We start from the raw sequence: 17,145 nt of genomic DNA, 5'->3' as shown, positions 1-17,145 counted from the left end.
GGGGCGCGCATCCGGCGGCGCCCTGCCGGTCAGTCCCGGGCCGCGATCTCGCCGCGGATGTTGAACTTGCCCGAACTGACCTGCTGCTGGCTGAGCCCGCCAAGCACCACGGTCGTGCTGCTGCCGTTGCTGTCGTTGATGACCCACTGGCGCAGCTCCACCGGGTTGCCGGTGAACTTCATCTGGATCGAGCCGTATTGCGGATTGCGCGGATCCTGCGCCGTCACGATCGTCGCGGTGCCGTCGTAATCGTGGCGCGTGACCATGCCGGCGCGGCCGAGATTGACGTTCCGGTCGAGGATGATCGACAGCGGCGTCTGGCTGAGCGGATAGGTCTCGGGCGCGGCGTTCACCTTGCGGTCGAAGACCACGACCGTGCCGTTGTTGGCGATCACGAGCGATTGCTCGGGAGGCGCGTATTCGAAGCGCACCTTGCCGGGGCGCTGGATGTAGACCGTGCCCTTGGAGATCGAGCCGTCGTCGTTGACCTGCGTGAACGGGCTCGCCGCGGAGGTGATGCCGTTGAGGTAGTTCGAGATCTCGCCGAGCGAGAGCTTCTGGGCGGCGGCCGGCAGGGCCGTGACGACGCTCAGGATTGCGGCGACGAGAAAGGGTGCTGCACGCATGTAGGGGTCTCCTTGGTGGTTCGACTACCGATGTGGCAGGCCGGACGCGGCTATGCGATATCGCCACGCTTCATTGCGATAAAAGCAGCCACGGACCGCCGATCAAGGCGGCGCCCGAGGCAGTGAAGGCCGCGACCATCACGAGCCCGTCCCGCACCGTGATCGCAAGGCCGAAAAGCGCGATGCCTGCCATCGGGATGGCGGCGGCGAAGGGTATGAGCTCGAGCGGCGGAACCATCACGCAGAGCGCGATGATGACGAGCGCCGCGACGCGTCGGGCCGCGTCCGAGGTGAGCGCTACGAAGCGGCGCCCGAACCAACGATCCATGCGCTTCGCGACGGGGCGCATCCACCGCACGCCTTTGCAGAGGTGATCGCCCCGCATCTCGCGGCGGGCGAACATCCGGGGCACCCAGAGACTGCGCTTTCCCCAGAGCATCTGCGCGGCGAAGAGCCCCAGGATCGCGGCGAAGATCGTCGGGATCGTCGGAATGCCGCCGAAGGGGCTGATCACCAGAAGCGAGAGGGCGAGGAAGACCGGCCCGAAGCCGCGGTCGCCGATCGCCTCGACGACATGGCCGAGGCTGACGCTGCTGCTCTCGCCCTCCTCCACGCGCTGTTCGAGGCGGTCGAGCACGCCTTCTACGGCGCGGCGACGCGGCGCGGATCGGGACGTATCGGAAATGGAGGCGTCGGCCGACATGGTGCCGGAACGTCGCCTCGGGACGGCTTGTTCCCGGGCGGGCGCAGCGTCACCTTGGCGGAAACGACCGGACCTTCGGAGAGCTTCATGAATATCAGACCCGCCCGCCCGGATGACGCCGCCGCCATTTCGGCCATGCTGACCGCGCTGACCGAGGCCGGTCTGCGCACCCGACCATCGGACGAGGCCTTCGTGCGCGAGAGCTATATCGGCAATCCGCAGGGCATATCCTGCCTCATCGCCGAGGAGGCAGGCGCCGTGATCGGCCTTCAGGTTCTCTCGCGCATGCAGGAGGGCAACGAATGGGGAATCACGCCGGGCGAGGGCTCCATCGGCACGCATGTGCATCCCGAAGCAGAGCGGCGCGGCATCGCGCGGTCGCTGCTGGCTCGGACCCTGCCCCTCGCGCGGGAGGCCGCACTGCCCGGCATCGTCGCGACCATCGGCGCCGACAACGCGCTCGGGCTCGCCTATTACGAGGCGATGGGCTTCAGCACGATAGAGGAGCGGGACGGCCGCGTGCTGAAACGGCTGGCGCTCTAGTCGCGTGGCGGGCCCGGGGCCTCATTCGATCGTCACGGCGAGCTCGTAGTCGACGGTCTCCGAGGTCTGGTTCACGACCTCAATGACATGCTCACCTGTCTGCACGAGCCTGCCCTCGTATGCCGTGCCAGCATCGGTGCCGCCCGAGAGGATCGAGTCGTCCGGATTGCGGATGATGTAATACACCTCCCCCGACCCCGGCGTCAGCCGGACGCGGAGCGTCTGCCCATCGCGGGCATCCAGCAGGAATTGGAACGCCCCGCCAGGGCCGAGCGCGCGCGTCAGAACGGTGCCGCTGGAGCCGGGGGCAAAGCGGATCTCTTCCTGAAAATCCTCCAGCTTCGGAGCGCTGCGCGCGGCGGCCTCCTGCTCTGCCGTCGCCCGCTCAAAGAGACCGACGGCGCCGTCGCGGTAGCCGATGCAGCGCCAGACGGTCCCGGTCGCGTCCTCGAGGATCACCTCGGTCCCGGCCTCGGAAAAGCTCGACAGGATGATCGATCCGCCACCGCCGAGTTCGGAGAGACACGCCTCGCGCGCCACCTCCTCGGGATGATCGGCCGCCAAAGCGCCGCTCGCGATCAGGAGCGCCGCGGCCCCGATCAATCTCGCAAAGCTCATGTTCCTGATACCTCCCAGGGCGGGACATCCGGAGCGCAACCGCGCGCCCCGGACCGCCGGGAGGCAGTCTAGCGCCGCTCGGGGGCGGCGCTGAGTCCAAAGTGCCGCGTCACTGCTGCTCCGGCACCAGGATCTCGCGCTTGCCGACGTGGTTCGCCGCCGAGACGACGTTCTCGTCCTCCATCTGCTCCACGAGACGCGCGGCCTTGTTGTAGCCGATGCCGAGCTTGCGCTGGATGTAGGAGGTCGAGCACTTGCGGTCCTTGATGACGATCGCCACCGCCTGATCGTAGAGCGCATCCTCGCCGCCGGTATTGCCCCCGGTGTTGAGGCCGAGCACCGCGTCGATGTCGCCGGCCTTCTCGTCCTCGGGTCCCTCGACGACGCCGCCCACGTAATCTGGCGGGCCGAAGGCCTTGAGATGGTTCACCACCTCCTCGACCTCCTCGTCCGAGCAGAACGGCCCGTGGCAGCGGGTGATCTTGGCCCCGCCCGCCATATAGAGCATGTCGCCCATGCCGAGGAGCTGCTCGGCTCCCTGCTCGCCGAGGATTGTGCGGCTGTCGATCTTCGACGTCACCTGGAAGGAGATCCGGGTCGGGAAGTTCGCCTTGATCGTGCCGGTGATCACGTCGACCGACGGACGCTGCGTCGCCATGATGAGGTGGATGCCGGAGGCCCGCGCCATCTGCGCAAGCCGCTGGATGCAGGCCTCGATCTCCTTGCCCGCGACCATCATCAGGTCCGCCATCTCGTCGACGATGACGACGATGTAGGGCATGCGTTTGGGCTCGATCTCCTCGGTCTCGAAGACGGGATCGCCGGTCTCGTCGTCGAAACCGGTCTGCACGGTGCGGCTGAACATCTCGCCCTTGCCGAGCGCATCCTCGACCCGGGCGTTGTAGCCGTCGATGTTCCGCACGCCCATCTTGGACATCTTGCGGTAGCGGTCCTCCATCTCGCCGACGACCCATTTGAGCGCGACGACCGCCTTCTTGGGATCCGTCACCACGGGCGACAGCAGGTGCGGGATGCCGTCATAGACCGACAGTTCGAGCATCTTGGGGTCGATCATCACGAGCCGCAGCTCGTCGGGACTGAGCTTGTAGAGCAGCGACAGGATCATCGTGTTGATCGCCACCGACTTGCCCGAGCCGGTCGTCCCCGCGATCAGCAGGTGCGGCATCTTGGCGAGGTTGGTGACGATCGGATCGCCGCCGATATCCTTGCCGAGCGCGAGCGGCAGCTTGGCATTGCCATCACCGTATTCGCGGCTCGACAGGATCTCGCGGAACGACACCATCTCGCGGTTGTCATTGGGAAGCTCGATGCCGATGACCGAGCGCCCCGGCACGGTCGAGACCCGGGCCGAGAGCGCAGACATCGACCGCGCGATGTCGTCGGAGAGGCCGATGACGCGCGAGGCCTTGAGACCCGGCGCGGGTTCGAGCTCGTACATGGTGACGACGGGGCCGGGGCGGACCGAGACGATCTCCCCCTTCACGCCGTAATCGTCGAGCACGTTCTCGAGCATCCGCGCGTTCTCTTCCAGCGCCTCGTCGCTCAGGTGATGGCGCTGGATGCGGTCGGGGCTCATCAGGAGCGACAGCGGCGGCAACTCGAACGCGTCGGTATCCTCGCCTCCGTCGAACTCCATCCGCGGCTCGGCCTCTGCCTGCGCGCGCTTCGAGCGCATCACCGGCTTCGGCGCTTGCGGCTGCACGACCTTCCGCGGCTGGGAGGCGGGGCGCTCGGTCTCGATCTGCGCCGTCTCGTCGTCCCAATCGCCGAAGATCGAGGGATCATCGTCGTCCAGCGTCTCGGGGATCGCGGGCGCGGCGGGCTTCGGCGCTCCGACCTTGCGCAGCGGAGCGGCCGTCCGCATTTCCGCGGGATCCGGCACGGACCACGTCTCGGCGTCTTCGTCATCCGGCGCCTCGACATAGATGCCCTGTTCGCGCGCGGGTTCCGCCTGCGGCGCGTAGCGCGCGGATGCCCCCCGGCTTGCGGTGAGCGGCGGCTCGCGACGGCTCTCGGCGGCATCGCGGGCGGTCAGCGGCGGCTCCGCGCGCCCGCCGCGTGGCCCGGTATCGGCGATGAGCGGAGCGGGCCGGCGCCCGCGGCCCTTGGTCAGCGGCGCGCGGACCTCGGGCGTCTGGTGAAGGCGGGCGCGGATCGCGTCCGAGATCTTGGCGCGCACGCGGTCGTCGCCCTGGCCTTCCGGCGCGTCGTCGCCGAGATCGTACTCGTCCAGGAGCGCATCGTCCCGGTCGGGCTCCGGCTTCCGCAGAAGCGACGGCATCCGGGCGAAAAGCCCGCCCCGCGGCGCCTGGGGCCCGTCGTCGTCCTCGACCAGCGGCTCTTCGTCCTCGACAACGTGGGAGCGGCGGACCCGCGGCGCGGCAGCCAGTCCTTGCGTCTCGGCCCAGGCGGCGTTCTCGGCGGCTTCGCTGCGGCGACGGTCCCGGCGTTCGGAATGGGCGGCCTGCATGGTCTGCGCCCGGCGCACGGCGCCGGTCGCGCCGCGGCCCGCGACTTTCATGATCGCGACGTAAGTCATCACGAGACCGAGGAGCGCAAAGCGCGCGCCGCTCTGCAGCTCGGCCCGGGTGAAGCCGAGCACGAAGGCACCGAGCGCCAGGACGCCGAGACCGGCGAGCAGCGTCGCGACCTTGAGGCTGAGGCCCGCGGAGAACGGAAGGATGTTGAGTGCGGTCCCCATCGCCACGTCGCCGAAGAGACCACCGAGGCCGAAGGAATGAGTCCAGTCCGGCCCGGCATTGATGCCGGCCGCATAGACCGCGGCAAGCGCCCACCAGATCGGCGAGAAGATGAGGCGCGAGATCGCCCGTTCCTCACCCTTGTGGGCGACGAAGCGGACGCCCCAGGCGATCAGGACCGCGGGGAGGACCCAGTTGCCGGCCCCGAAGATCATGAAGAGAGGCGCCGCGATCGCCGCGCCGATCCGCCCGAGCGCGTTCTGCACCGGCGCGTCGGTCGACGACATCCACGACGGATCCTCGGGTGTGTAGGTGCCGATCATCGCGGCCAGCATCAGGCCGACGACGACCAGCGCGAGCCCCAGAAGCTCCTTGCCGCGCCGCTCCAGCGCGTTCGCCATGTCGGTGTCGAAGAGAGGGTCCCGCCCCCGCGCCTGATATGCCATGCTCCGCCTCTTGATCGGTCTTGTCGCTTTGTTCTGCTCTTACGGAAAGAGGCAGGCGGCAAGCTTTTCCAGCCCGTCCGCCGCCTCCTCGCGCGGCGCCACCAGCGCCACGCGGATGTACCCCTTGCCCGGATTGCCCGCTTCGGTGTCCCTCGACAGATACGCGCCGGGCAGAACGCGCACCCCTGTCTCGCGCCAGAGCTTCAGCGCCGCCGCCTCGCCATCCTCGACCGGCAGCCACAGGAAGAACCCCGCCTCGGGGCTGCGGTAGCCGGGCACATGCCCGAGGATGCGGTCGGCATCGGCGTATTTCTCGGCATAGAGCGCGCGGTTCTCGTTCACATGCGCCTCGTCGGCCCAGACCGCCGCGGCCGCGTTCTGCAGCGGCAGCGGCAGCGGCGCACCCGCATAATTGCGAAGCTGCCGGATCCGCGCGATGCAGTCCGGCCCGCCCGCGACGAAGCCCGAACGCAGCCCCGGCAGGTTCGAGCGCTTCGAGAGCGAATGGAAGACGACGACCCGCTCGGGATCGGCGCCCATCTCCTGCGCCACCTCGAGCGCCCCCACGGGCGGCTCCGTGCGCCAGATCTCGGAATAGCATTCGTCCGCAAGGATGCGGAAATCGTGCCGTTCGGCCAGCGCGATGAGGTTCCGCCAATAGGCGCTGTCCGCCACCGCACCCTGCGGATTCGCGGGCGAGCAGATATAGGCGAGCGCCGTCCGGTCGAGCGTCGCCGCGTCGAGGCTACCGTAATCCGGCAGGTGCCCGGTCGTCTCGGTGGCATTGACGAAGACGGGCTCCGCCCCGACCGAAAGCGCGGCCACGGCGTAGACTTGATAGAACGGGTTCGGCGACAGGATCGCCGGGCGCTGGCCGTTCTTCGTCTCGGGGCAGAGCGCCATCGCGGCGTTGTAGAGCCCCTCGCGCGTGCCGTTGAGCGCCATGAGCTGCGTGTCCGGATCGAGCGTGACGCCGTAGCGGCGCTGCGCCCAGTCGGCGATCGCGCCCAGAAGCTCGGGCGTGCCCTCGTTCGTGGGGTAGCGCCCGAAGCCGGCCGATTCGCGGGTGATGATGTCGGTGATCCATGCAGGAAACGCGTGCTTCGGCTCGCCGATGGTCATGTGCACAGGCGGGCCGCCCGCCGGATGCACGTCGAGAAGCGCGCGCAAACGCGGAAACGCATAGGCCGGGAGGTGTGAGAACCGCTCGGGAAACATCGATGAAACTGCCTCGGGTCGCGGGGTCTTTTTAGCCCCGTCATTATGGCGAAGATAGAGGACAGAAGGCCGCCGCGTCCAGCTTAGAGGTGCAGCAGGGACACGCTGTGACCGAGAAGACGCATGTCCGATGAAGGACATAGCCAAGGAAAAATTAACTGATTGCAGGGGCCTAGACCCCCTGCCCCGCTCCGGCCGCGCGGCGTGGCTGGCGTCACGGAAGCCTCGGGGTGAGCCAGGCGCGGCACGGCATCGGCTGCCACGCCTGGCACCGCGATCAGCCTTTCAGCCCGCCCCGAGCTTCGGCGACGCCCGCCCGGTCACCAGCTCGGCATCCGAGAAGCGGAATGGCGCGCGCACGCCCGGAACGCCCTCCGGGGCGATCTGCAGACCGCGGGCGACCACCTGCGGATCCGCCATGACCTCGGCAAGATCGTTGATCGGTCCGGCGGGAACGCCTTCGGCCTCGCAGGCGGCGAGCAGTTCGGCCTTCGTCATGCGCAGGGTCGCCTCGGTCAGGCGGCGCGTCAGCTCGGCCCGGTTCGCGATGCGGTACGCGTTGGTCAGGAAGTCCGGCGCCTCGGACATCTCGGGCACGCCGAGAAGCGCGCAGAAGCGCCGGTACTGCGCGTCGTTCCCGGTCGCCACGATGACGAAACCGTCGGCGCAGTCGAAGACCTGGTAGGGTGCGAGATTCGGATGGTAATTGCCCGTCCGTCCCGGCGGTGTCCCGGTCGAGAGGTAGTTCATCCCCTGGTTCGCGGTCGCCGCCACGGCGCAGTCGAGCAGCGCCATGTCGATATGCTGGCCCTTCCCCGTCCGCTGCCTCTGGTGCAGCGCGGCGAGGATGCCCGCCACCGAATAGAGCCCGGTGAAGAGGTCCGTGACCGCGATCCCGGCGCGCTGCGGCTGGCCGTCCGGATCGCCGGTGATCGACATGAAGCCCGACATGCCCTGGATGATGTAATCGTAGCCCGCCCGGTGCGCGTAGGGCCCGTCCTGCCCGAATCCGGTGATCGAGCAGTAGATCAGCCCGGGATTGAGCGCCGAGAGGCTCGCGTAATCCATGCCGTACTTCTCCAGGCCGCCGACCTTGAAGTTCTCGATCAGGATGTCGGCCTCGGCGACGAGCCCGCGGACGATCTCCTGCCCCTCAGCGCTGGTCAGATCGACCGTGATCGAGCGCTTGCCCCGGTTGCAGGAATGGAAATACGCGGCGCTCCGGTCGCCCTCGCGGTCGATGAAGGGCGGGCCCCAGCGGCGGGTGTCGTCGCCCTGCGGAGCCTCGACCTTGACCACCTCGGCGCCGAGATCGGCAAGCGTCTGACCGGCCCAGGGGCCGGCCAGGATGCGGGCAAGCTCGACGACCTTGAGGCCCTCGAGCGGTCCGTTCGGTGCGGAGACGGTCATTCCGCCGCGTCGAGCTTCTCGTCCAGCAGCGCCGAGAAGTCGGCGTAGTTCATGTTGGAATGCTTCTCGCCGTCGATGATGAAGGTCGGCGTCGCGGTGACGTCGTCCGCCTCGGCATTGGCCTGGTACCATTCGACGAGACCGCGCAGCTTGTCGCCGTCGGTCAGGCAGCTCTCGAGCTCGGTGTTGTCGATCCCGGCGAGCCGGCCGATCTTGCGCAGCTCCTCCGCGATGCCGGCCTCGCCGTCGGCTCGCACCCAGCTGTCCTGCGTGGAGTAGATCATGTCGGTGATGCCGAAGAAGCGGTCGGTATCGCCGCCGCAGCGCGCGATCAGCGACGCCCACATGCCGTACTTGTCGAAATAGACCTCGCGGTAGGTGAACGAGACCTTGCCGGTGTCGATGTAGTTCTCCTTGAGCTGGTCGAAGACCGTCTCGTGGAAGCTTGCGCAATGCGGGCAGGTGAAGGAGGCGTATTCGATCACCTCGACCGGCGCATCCTCTGCACCGAGCGTCATCTCCTGCACCTCGACATCCGCGGCCTCCGCGTTGCCGCCGTCGTCCTGCGCAGAGGCCGCGCCCGGAAGCGCGATCTCGCGGGCGGACGTGTCGACCCCGGCGCCGCTCAGCGCCCAGAAGCCGCCGCCGACCAGAACGGCGGCCAGTGCCGCGGGTAGGATGATCCGTGTCATGGGCAAACCTGTCTCCTTGCCTGTAGCGTATGCCGGCCCTCTTCGGCCCGGCCTTGTTCATGGGGAAGTCCCCCCGGACGTGATACGGGGCGCGCGCCCGGCCCCGTCGCCTCAGCCGCGCCCACCCTTGCCGGAGAGGACGTTGACCGCAAGCCGTTCGAGGGCCGCCTTCAAGCCATCGTCATCGACACCGCGAGAGGTTTCCTCGGCGGCGGCGATCACGGTCGGGTCGGCGGCCGTTGCCTCCTGCCCCTTCCTGCGGTGCCGGAAGTCCGCCTGCCCCTCGGCAAAGCCGGTCGAGGCCGTCTGCGTGATGCGGATGCGCGCGATGGCGTTGTAGCCGTAGACGGCGTTCACCTTCTCGCGCAGGCGCTCCTTCTCCATCTCGAGCATTGGCGCGGCGGCGCCCGTCGTCAGCAGGGTCAGCGTCGCCCCCATGCCGCCGCGGCCGTAGCTCACCTCGACCGGGCGGCTGATCGCCGCGAACTTCTCCCCCGCGATCTCGGCCCAGTGGGTCAGGAGCCGCGCCTGCGCGAAGCCCCGACTCTCGGAGGCCTTGCGGATCCGGCCCCGCAGCAGGCTGGAGGTCCGGGCGAAGCCGTATGTGCTGCTCTGTCGCTGCGCCATGCCTTGCATCCTCTCGCTCGCGCCTATTCTAGTGACCCGCGCGCCGGGCGCCAGCCCGCGCTGTGTACCGAGCCTCAAAGGATCGTCAGCCTTGCGTGACAACGGCGCCCGAACGCTCTCGGGCGAACTTCTCGACTGGTACGACCACAACGCCCGCGCCCTGCCCTGGCGCGTCGGCCCGGCTGCGCGCGCGGCGGGCGTGCGGCCGGACCCGTACGCGGTGTGGCTGTCCGAGATCATGCTGCAACAGACGACCGTGGTCGCCGTCAAACCCTATTTCGAGGCCTTCACCCGGCGCTGGCCCACGGTCGCCGACCTCGCCGCCGCCGAAGACGCCGACGTCATGGCCGCCTGGGCGGGCCTCGGCTATTACGCCCGCGCCCGGAACCTCCTGAAATGCGCCCGTGTCGTGGCAGCCGAGCATGGCGGCATCTTCCCGGCCGATCACGCCGAATTGCTGAAGCTGCCGGGAATCGGCCCCTACACCGCCGCCGCCATCGCCTCGATCGCCTTCGACATCCCGGCGACGGTTCTCGACGGCAATGTCGAGCGGGTCATGGCCCGCCTCCACGACGAGCACACGCCGCTGCCGGCGGCGAAGCCGATCCTGATGGATCACGCCGCCCGCCTCACGCCCGACGAGCGCCCGGGCGATCACGCGCAGGCGGTGATGGACCTCGGCGCGACGATCTGCACGCCGAAGAACCCCGCCTGCGGGCTCTGCCCGTGGCGCACCGCCTGCGCGGCGTGGGAAGCCGGCACGCATCGGGAACTGCCGAAGAAGACACCGAAGAAGGCCAAGCCGACGCGGCACGGGGTGGCCTATCTCGCGCGGCGCGTGGACGGGGCCTGGCTACTCGAGACGCGTCCCGAGAGCGGGCTTCTGGGAGGCATGCTCGGCTGGCCGGGGACGGAATGGGTGGACCTCACGGCTCCCCTGCCCGGGACCGAGCCGCCGATCCGCGCCGAATGGAGGACGCTGCCCGAAGAGGCGCGGCACACCTTCACCCATTTCCACCTGCGCCTGACGCTCCGCACCGCGCTCCTGCCGATGGACCGGGAGCCCGAGCGCGGCGCGTTCGTGCTGCCGCAGGACTTCTCGCCCGCGGATCTGCCGACGCTCATGCGCAAGGCCTTCGACCTCGCCCGCCCGCGCTGAGACGGCAATCGCCTGCGGCGGCGAGAGGCTCCGCCTCTCGCGCTCTCCGGAGTATTTTCGCCAAGAAGAAGGAAGCAGGCGCGAAAAGACCCGGCGCGAAGCACCGGGTCTCTCGATCTTTGTCTGGCCGCCCTTAGGCGCTCAGTTGAGGCGCTGGTCCACCGTGGAGATGGAGCTCGAGATCAGCTCGGACTGTTTCTCCGCGCTCATCTGCTTTGCGACAACCTCCCGGGCCACCGCCACGGCGATGTCGACCGCGCGGTTGCGCACTTCGGTCACCGCCGCCTGCTCGGCAGAGGCGATCTGCTCTTCGGCCGCCTGAAGACGGCGCTCGATGGAGCGCTCGAGATCGGCCTTAGCCTGCTCGGCCGAGGCGCGGGCATCCTCGCGGGCCTGAGCGACGATCCGGTCCGCCTGCTCCTGCACTTCGCGCTGCTTGCGCTCGTAGGAGGCGAGAAGGCTCTGCGCCTCTTCGCGGATGGTGCGAGCCTCGTCCAGCTCGCCCTGGATGCCGCTCGCGCGCTTGTCGAGCATCTCGCCGATCTTCGACGGCACGTTGAAGTAGAGCAGAACCGCGATGAACAGCAGGAACGCCAGCAGTACGATGAAGTCCGTGTTGTTCAGGCTGAAGAACGGCCCCGTGGCCGCCGCCGCGGGCGACGCGGCCAGCGCCGCGGTCAGGGTCAAAAGGTAGCGCATTATCGTTGCCCCTCGATCCGCTTGTCCACGGCCGCATCGACCGTGACCTTGTCGGCCGAGACCCCAAGCGCTGCGACGAGCGCCTCGGCGGTGTCCTTGGCCACGGCCTCGACGTTGGCGAGAGCGGAGGCGCGGATCTCCTGGATCTGCTTCTCCGATTCGGCCGTCTTGGCGGCGATGTCGGCGTCGGCCTTGGCCTGCGCCTCGTCGACCTGCGCGCGAATCTCGGCGCGGGTCTGCTCGGCGATCTTGCCGGCCTCGACGCGGGCATCCGCGAGCGCCTTCTCGTAGGCCTTCTCGGCCTCTTCGGCCTGGGCCTTCAGCTCCTCGGCCTTTGCGAGGTCGCTGGTGATCGTGCCCTGCCGCTCGGCCAGGATCGCGGCGATCCGCGGCAGCGCGACGCGTGTCAGGACGAAGTAGATGGCGACGAGCGCGAGGACCAGCCAGAAGACCTGGTTCCATACCCAGTCGCCGCAGAGCTGCGGCATTCCGATGGCAGAGCCGTTCGGACCCACGCAGGCGCTGGCAGTCGAGGCGGTCGTTTCGGTCGCCATGCCGTCCTCCGAAAATTCCGTTGGGTGATACGACGGGCGGGCCGGTCATGCCGGCACCGCCCGCGCGTAAGGATCGTCAGATGCGCGGGTGGATTACACCGCGAACATCAGCAGGAGCGCGACCAGGAACGAGAAGATGCCCAGTGCTTCCGCGAATGCGATGCCGATGAAGAGCGTGGCGGTCTGCGATGCGGCCGCCGAGGGGTTGCGCAGCGCGCCCGACAGGTAGTTCGCGGCAACGTTGCCGACGCCCAGAGCCGCGAGGCCGCAGCCGAGACCTGCGAGGCCAGCGCCGATGTGTGCGATTTCGCCTTCCATGATGTGTCTCCTTACGAATTGGAAGTTGGCGTTCGTGGTCGTTCCGGCGCGGACGCGCCGTCCGGCGAGGCACTATGCCCCGCGGGGATCAGTGATGCGGGTGAAGTGCGTCCTTGAGGTAGACGCAGGTCAGGATGGTGAAGATGTAGGCCTGGATGAAGGCAACGAGGACTTCGAGACCGTACATCGCGGTGATGGCGAGCACCGAGACCGGCGAGACCGCCGCGATGGCGGCGAAGCCCGCGAAGACCTTGATCACCGCGTGGCCGGCCATGAGGTTGCCCGCCAGTCGCACCGAGTGGCTCACCGGGCGGATCAGGTAGGAGATCACCTCGATGATGGCCAGAACCGGGCGCAGCACCATCGGCGCCGAGGACACCCAGAAGAGCTCGAGGAACCTCGTGCCGTGCTTGACGAAGCCGAGGATCGTGACGCCGAGGAACACCGCCAGCGCCAGCACCACCGTCACCGCGAAATGGGACGTGGTGGTGAAGGCCATCGGCAGGAGCCCGAGGAAGTTGGCGAAGACGATGAAGAGGAAGAGCGTCATGATGTAGGGGAAGTACTTCACCCCGTCCTTGCCGCTCACGTCCTCGACCATCTTGTAGACGAAGCCGTAGGCGAGCTCGGCGACCGACTGAAGCCGACCCGGCACGATGCCGCGGCCCGACGTGCCGAGCACCATCAGCCCGATCACGCAGAGCACCGCGAGCGCCATCCAGAGCGTCACGTTGGTCACGGTGAACATGTGCACCGCGCCGTCGCCGAAAAGCGGCTTCACGATGAACTGGTCCATGGGGTGGAAGACGAGCCCGCCGCCTTCGCCTTGCGCGGCCTCCGCGCCGTGAGCCCCTGCGGTGTTTTCAGCCATGCCCCTCGTCCTCGTCCTTGGCGGGCGGTTCGCCCGTCTCGTCCATCGCGCTCGTCCGCTGCATCTCGTTCGCGCTGCGTATCACCGTCAGCACGCCGGCCACGAAGCCGAGCAGCGTGAATATCACCATCAGGAAGGGCAGCGTTCCGAAGAGCGCGTCGAGCCCGTATCCGATGCCGAAGCCGATGCCGAGTCCCGCCACCAGCTCGATTACCATGCGCCAGGCATGCTGCGCCTGACTGTAATGCTCGTCCTGGTGGCGCTTTTCCGGCGCCTCCTCACCCTTGGCCGCCCGGATCCGCGCCTCGAGCGCGGCCATCTGCGATTTCGGGTCGGGTTCGGTCACCTGGCTTCCCCCGGTCGGAGCGTCGGGGGTGTGCTATGTCGCCCGGCGCGGCAAGTCAAGCGGCCCTGAGGCGCAGCGCACAGGCACGTAAGCCACTGATTAAAAATGCTTATTTAAAAACCTCAGCCCGTGCATCCCCCGCCCCGGCGGAGTTGCGGCTCATACTGTTATTCAACCGATCAGTTGAGCATGATCGGCACCGCCGGAACGACGCAGACCAGAAAAGGGAAAGGCGCGCCTCGCGGCGCGCCCTTCCGAATGCAAGACGATGGGAGATCGCCGGAGCGATCCGCCCCTATCAGCTGTCGCTGTCCACCGGGGTGGTGGTGGTGCCGCTGTCATCGTCATCGTCGTCGTCACCGGACAGTGCGGCGGCGAGAGCCAGCGCGCCAACGCCAGCTGCAACTGCAACGCCCGTGCCCGACGGCATTGCGGGTGCCGCGGGAACGATCACGTCCTCGGCTGCGACCTCGGGCTCGAGGATCACGTCGCCTTTGCCGCCGGCGAATGCCGGAGCCGCGATGAGCATTGCGGAGGCGGACGCCGCCACGAGTGCCTTGATCGAAGTGTTCATACCGTCTCTCTCTCTTTTGCGTCGGGATACCGCATGGTGAACCCTTAGACGATCAATGTGGCGCATGGCCATAGAAAATAAACCGTCCGAGCTAACCTGTTGCCGTTTTACGCCGTTCTGGCGCGCTCCATTGCAATTTTTAGTCTTTCGGGCCCCGTCTGTCGAGGCCCTGCGGCGCTTGTCGTCGTCGCCGGTCGCCAGCGTCGCGACACAAGCGCCGGCGGCAAGATCGCCATATGCTCAGCCGCAATCCTGCCGCACGGCATCGACGCGGCGATTTGCAGGATCGTTCTGCCCCGAGGTTCCCGGCAAGACCGCAGCTCCCGCGCCAGAAACCGTCAGGATTGCAGTGCCCTCGAGCGCGGCCGCCACGCTCCTCGCCCGCTGGAGCGACACGGCCTGGTTCGCCGCGGCGCTGCCCGCAGCGTCGGAATATCCGGTTATGACCATCGGCGCGCCCGGATAGTCGCGGGCATACTCGATCAGCACGTCTCGGGCCTGGCGGCCGATCACGGTTTGCCCGGCGTTGAAGAATATGGTCACGCCACAGGCGGGGGCTGCGCTCTCCTGCGCCGCGGCAGCTCCGCCGAGAACGCCAAAACCCAAGGCGGCAATCGCTGCCGCGCGCATGTGCCGACGCATGTCCATCTTTTCTTCCCTCAAAAGTTCCGCCCCCAGGGCACAGGCCGGCGCTCCGCAGGATTTGACATCGCGCCCTCTCCGAACGTGTAGTAAGCGCGCCTTGCGTCCAGCGCGCGAGGACCAAATATGCCGGCTCCGACAGAAATGCCCAAGAATCGTGCGACCCCCCGCCATCTCCACGGAAGCTTTGCCCGTGAGGTGCGGCGTTGACCGACCCGGGCCGGGATCTCGACCTCGTCTTCGCGGCCCTTGCGGATCCGACGCGGCGGACGATTCTCTCGATGCTGCTCGAGGACGACATGGCCGTCTCGGACGTCGCCTGCGCCTTCGACATCTCCCTCGCGGCAGTGTCGAAACATCTCGGCATTCTCGCTCAGGCGGGGCTCATCAGCCAGGAACGCAGGGGCCGGCTACGCTGGTGCCAGCTCGAGCCCGACGCCCTGCGCGCGGCGAGCGTCTGGATGCAGGGCTTCGGCCAGTTCGAGCCGGTTCATCTCGACGCGTTCGAGCGGTTCCTGCGTGCCGAGCTCGGTGGCGAGCCCGAGAGCGACTAGACGCTCATCCGTCCCGCAGGAGCAGCAGCAGCGCCACGACGGTCAGCGCGCCGCCGGCGATGACCGGCCAGCCCGGAACCGCCTGCCCCAGCGCCAGATCCCAAAGCAGCACCCAGCTCGGCACGACATAGGTATAGGCCATGACCTTGGCGGCGGGCAGCCGCATCGCGCCGTAGCGCAGAAGCGCGAAGGTCAGCGCCGTCGCGACCAGCGCGGTGTAGACAAGCGCGATCCACACGATCCCCGGCAGCGCAATCCAGTCGGTGGCGCGAATCGCCGGGAACGCCCACATCCAGAGGAGCAGCGTGCCCGCCGTCAGCACGCCCGCATTGACCGCCAGCGCGGGCTCGCCGCGGCTCCAGCGGCGCAGGAGCGGGGTGTAGACCGCATGCGCCACGCAGCCCGCGAAGTAGATCGCCTCCCCCCGTCCGACATCGAGCGCGATCGCCGCGGCAATGTCGCCGCGGAACACCACCCAGAGCGCCCCCGCCCCGCCGATGACGAGCGCCAGCGCCATGCGCGGCGTGGTGCGCTGGCTCAAAAGCCACCAGCCGGCCAACGCCGAGAGCGCCGGGGTCAGCGTGAAGACGGCCGAGAGCGACACCGGCACGGCGGTGCGCAAGCCTTCGAACATGGTGACGAAATACGCAACGAACAGCGCCGCGAGGACGAGATAGCGCCAGGGCGCGGCGAAAGCGTCGCGCGGTATCGGCCCCTGCAGGCGCAGCAGCACCCAGACCGAACTCGCCGCGATCAGGAAACGGACGGCGTTGAACGCCTCCGGCGCGACATGCGGTGCGGCGAGGCCGCCGAGCGAGAAAGAGCCGGCGACCAGCGCCGAGAACCCGAGCATCGCGAGGTGGCCGCGCGCGCCGTCGCCCATGGGACGCACGAGCGTCCGGTCAGACATTCGCCGTGGCCGCGGCGTAGTTCTTCAGGTGCCTCAGCAGTGCCTGCACCTTGGCGGTGCGATGCAGGTCGACATGGGTCACAAGCCAGAGCGGCGCGATCCAGTCCTCCTTGGTGGCCAGCACCTCGACGAGACTCGGATGGCGCGCCGCTTCGCGGCAGAAGACAAAGCCGATACCCGCCCCGGTCATGATCGCCTGCTCGATGACCCGCGGATCGGTCGAGCGGAAGACGATCCGCTCTTCCGGCACCACGCGGCGCAGCCACTGGTAGAAGGGCGCGCGGCTCTCGAGGTTCACAGGGCCGACGAAATCGTGGTGCGCGAGGTCGGCCTCGGTCTTCGGCATGCCGCGCCGCTTGAGGTAATCCTGCGTCGCGTAGAGTGCGACGGGCTCGGAGCTGAAGGCCTGCACCACGTTGTCCGGCTCCTGCGGGGCGGAGCCCGCCCGCACGGCGACATGCGCCTCGCCGTATTCGAGCCGGAAGACGCGGTCGTCGGTCATGTAGCGCACTCGCACGTCCGGATGCTCGGCGCGGAAACTGGTGAGCGCCGGCACCATGAACGGCGCGTAGGACACGATCGACGTCACCAGAAGATCGCCCGAGACGTCCGAGCCCCGACCCCGGATGCGCCCGGCGAGCTGCTGGAACTGCTCGTCGGTCGTCTGTGCGACGCGAAGAAGGTCCTCGCCCGCCTCGGTCGGGGTATAGCCGCGGGCATGGCGCTGGAAGAGCTTCACCCCGAGCCGTCCCTCGAGCGCGTCGATATGGCGGATGACGGTGGCGTGGTGCACACCCAGCTCTTCGGCCGCGCCCGAAACGGTGCCGCGACGGGCGACCTGGAAAGCGGTGCGAATCTCGTCCCAATTGTCCATGAGCTGTCCCCTGCTCTTCCCGCGGGCGCTCATGTGCGCTG

The 17,145-nt window shown here is 68.3% G+C and carries 20 protein-coding genes; 3 read left to right on the top strand and 17 right to left on the bottom strand.

Going from position 1 to position 17,145, the window contains the following annotated elements:
- Positions 1-29: 29 nt before the first annotated feature.
- Positions 30-626, bottom strand: coding sequence for a LolA family protein (locus tag OCH239_RS06725; RefSeq protein WP_037260195.1), 597 nt, complete (start codon positions 624-626; stop codon positions 30-32).
- Positions 627-696: 70 nt separating this feature from the next.
- Entirely contained in the window at positions 697-1,329 is a 633-nt protein-coding gene (locus OCH239_RS06720; RefSeq protein ID WP_084782240.1) for an exopolysaccharide biosynthesis protein, read from the bottom strand.
- An 87-nt stretch (positions 1,330-1,416) separates the two neighbouring features.
- Between OCH239_RS06720 and OCH239_RS06715 the strand changes: the two genes are divergently transcribed.
- On the top strand, positions 1,417-1,872 hold the full coding sequence (locus tag OCH239_RS06715) for a GNAT family N-acetyltransferase (RefSeq protein ID WP_037260191.1): 456 nt from the start codon (positions 1,417-1,419) through the stop codon (positions 1,870-1,872).
- A gap of 21 nt (positions 1,873-1,893) precedes the next feature.
- Here OCH239_RS06715 and OCH239_RS06710 read toward each other — a convergent pair whose 3' ends face one another.
- From OCH239_RS06710 to OCH239_RS06685, 6 genes are all read right to left on the bottom strand, one after another.
- Positions 1,894-2,490, bottom strand: coding sequence for a hypothetical protein (locus OCH239_RS06710; protein ID WP_037260189.1), 597 nt, complete (start codon positions 2,488-2,490; stop codon positions 1,894-1,896).
- A 109-nt stretch (positions 2,491-2,599) separates the two neighbouring features.
- Complete coding sequence (locus OCH239_RS06705) at positions 2,600-5,656, bottom strand: DNA translocase FtsK (protein ID WP_037260187.1); 3,057 nt, start codon at positions 5,654-5,656, stop codon at positions 2,600-2,602.
- 39 nt (positions 5,657-5,695) lie between these two features.
- A complete protein-coding gene (locus OCH239_RS06700) occupies positions 5,696-6,874 on the bottom strand; it encodes an aminotransferase class I/II-fold pyridoxal phosphate-dependent enzyme (protein ID WP_037260184.1) in 1,179 nt (392 codons plus the stop codon).
- A gap of 285 nt (positions 6,875-7,159) precedes the next feature.
- Positions 7,160-8,284, bottom strand: a complete 1,125-nt coding sequence (locus OCH239_RS06695; protein ID WP_037260183.1) for a CaiB/BaiF CoA transferase family protein — start codon at positions 8,282-8,284, stop codon at positions 7,160-7,162.
- Positions 8,281-8,976, bottom strand: coding sequence for a DsbA family protein (locus OCH239_RS06690; protein WP_037260181.1), 696 nt, complete (start codon positions 8,974-8,976; stop codon positions 8,281-8,283). Before OCH239_RS06690 ends, OCH239_RS06695 begins: the two co-directional genes overlap by 4 nt.
- A 111-nt stretch (positions 8,977-9,087) precedes the next feature.
- Positions 9,088-9,603 carry a DUF721 domain-containing protein gene (locus OCH239_RS06685; RefSeq protein WP_037260179.1) on the bottom strand — a complete coding sequence of 172 codons (516 nt, stop codon included), beginning with the start codon at positions 9,601-9,603 and terminating at the stop codon, positions 9,088-9,090.
- A gap of 91 nt (positions 9,604-9,694) precedes the next feature.
- On the opposite strand from OCH239_RS06685, the gene mutY reads away from it, so the two are divergent.
- Positions 9,695-10,762 carry an A/G-specific adenine glycosylase gene (gene mutY, locus OCH239_RS06680; protein WP_037260177.1) on the top strand — a complete coding sequence of 356 codons (1,068 nt, stop codon included), beginning with the start codon at positions 9,695-9,697 and terminating at the stop codon, positions 10,760-10,762.
- Between the two features lie 141 nt (positions 10,763-10,903).
- Here the strand turns inward: mutY and OCH239_RS06675 are convergent, their stop codons facing one another.
- The 7 genes from OCH239_RS06675 to OCH239_RS06645 all read right to left on the bottom strand — a co-directional run bounded on the left by OCH239_RS06675 (position 10,904) and on the right by OCH239_RS06645 (position 14,772).
- Complete coding sequence (locus tag OCH239_RS06675; RefSeq protein WP_211241970.1) at positions 10,904-11,461, bottom strand: F0F1 ATP synthase subunit B; 558 nt, start codon at positions 11,459-11,461, stop codon at positions 10,904-10,906.
- Positions 11,461-12,015: a F0F1 ATP synthase subunit B' gene (locus tag OCH239_RS06670; protein ID WP_037260175.1), complete on the bottom strand. Its 555-nt coding sequence runs from the start codon at positions 12,013-12,015 to the stop codon at positions 11,461-11,463. The genes OCH239_RS06675 and OCH239_RS06670 overlap by 1 nt, the downstream gene beginning before the upstream one ends.
- Positions 12,016-12,108: 93 nt before the next feature.
- Entirely contained in the window at positions 12,109-12,333 is a 225-nt protein-coding gene (locus OCH239_RS06665; RefSeq protein ID WP_037260173.1) for a F0F1 ATP synthase subunit C, read from the bottom strand.
- An 88-nt stretch (positions 12,334-12,421) separates the two neighbouring features.
- Positions 12,422-13,204, bottom strand: a complete 783-nt coding sequence (locus OCH239_RS06660) for a F0F1 ATP synthase subunit A (RefSeq protein ID WP_037260171.1) — start codon at positions 13,202-13,204, stop codon at positions 12,422-12,424.
- A complete protein-coding gene (locus tag OCH239_RS06655) occupies positions 13,197-13,550 on the bottom strand; it encodes an AtpZ/AtpI family protein (RefSeq protein ID WP_037260168.1) in 354 nt (117 codons plus the stop codon). Before OCH239_RS06655 ends, OCH239_RS06660 begins: the two co-directional genes overlap by 8 nt.
- Before the next feature lie 298 nt (positions 13,551-13,848).
- A complete protein-coding gene (locus tag OCH239_RS06650; protein WP_037260167.1) occupies positions 13,849-14,124 on the bottom strand; it encodes a hypothetical protein in 276 nt (91 codons plus the stop codon).
- A 240-nt stretch (positions 14,125-14,364) separates the two neighbouring features.
- Positions 14,365-14,772: an OmpA family protein gene (locus OCH239_RS06645; protein WP_037260165.1), complete on the bottom strand. Its 408-nt coding sequence runs from the start codon at positions 14,770-14,772 to the stop codon at positions 14,365-14,367.
- 200 nt (positions 14,773-14,972) lie between these two features.
- On the opposite strand from OCH239_RS06645, the gene OCH239_RS06640 reads away from it, so the two are divergent.
- Positions 14,973-15,320, top strand: coding sequence for an ArsR/SmtB family transcription factor (locus OCH239_RS06640; protein WP_037260163.1), 348 nt, complete (start codon positions 14,973-14,975; stop codon positions 15,318-15,320).
- Positions 15,321-15,324: 4 nt separating this feature from the next.
- Here the strand turns inward: OCH239_RS06640 and OCH239_RS06635 are convergent, their stop codons facing one another.
- Together OCH239_RS06635 and OCH239_RS06630 are read right to left on the bottom strand one after the other, a co-directional pair.
- Complete coding sequence (locus OCH239_RS06635; protein ID WP_244430316.1) at positions 15,325-16,230, bottom strand: DMT family transporter; 906 nt, start codon at positions 16,228-16,230, stop codon at positions 15,325-15,327.
- Positions 16,223-17,104: a LysR family transcriptional regulator gene (locus OCH239_RS06630; RefSeq protein ID WP_037260158.1), complete on the bottom strand. Its 882-nt coding sequence runs from the start codon at positions 17,102-17,104 to the stop codon at positions 16,223-16,225. Before OCH239_RS06630 ends, OCH239_RS06635 begins: the two co-directional genes overlap by 8 nt.
- Between the last annotated feature and the right edge of the window lie 41 nt (positions 17,105-17,145).

Source organism: Roseivivax halodurans JCM 10272, from assembly GCF_000521785.1.
In the GTDB taxonomy this organism is placed as follows: Bacteria; Pseudomonadota; Alphaproteobacteria; order Rhodobacterales; family Rhodobacteraceae; genus Roseivivax; species Roseivivax halodurans.
The sequence above is the reverse complement of the archived record's forward strand: the minus strand, read 5'-3'. Positions and strand labels throughout refer to the sequence as shown.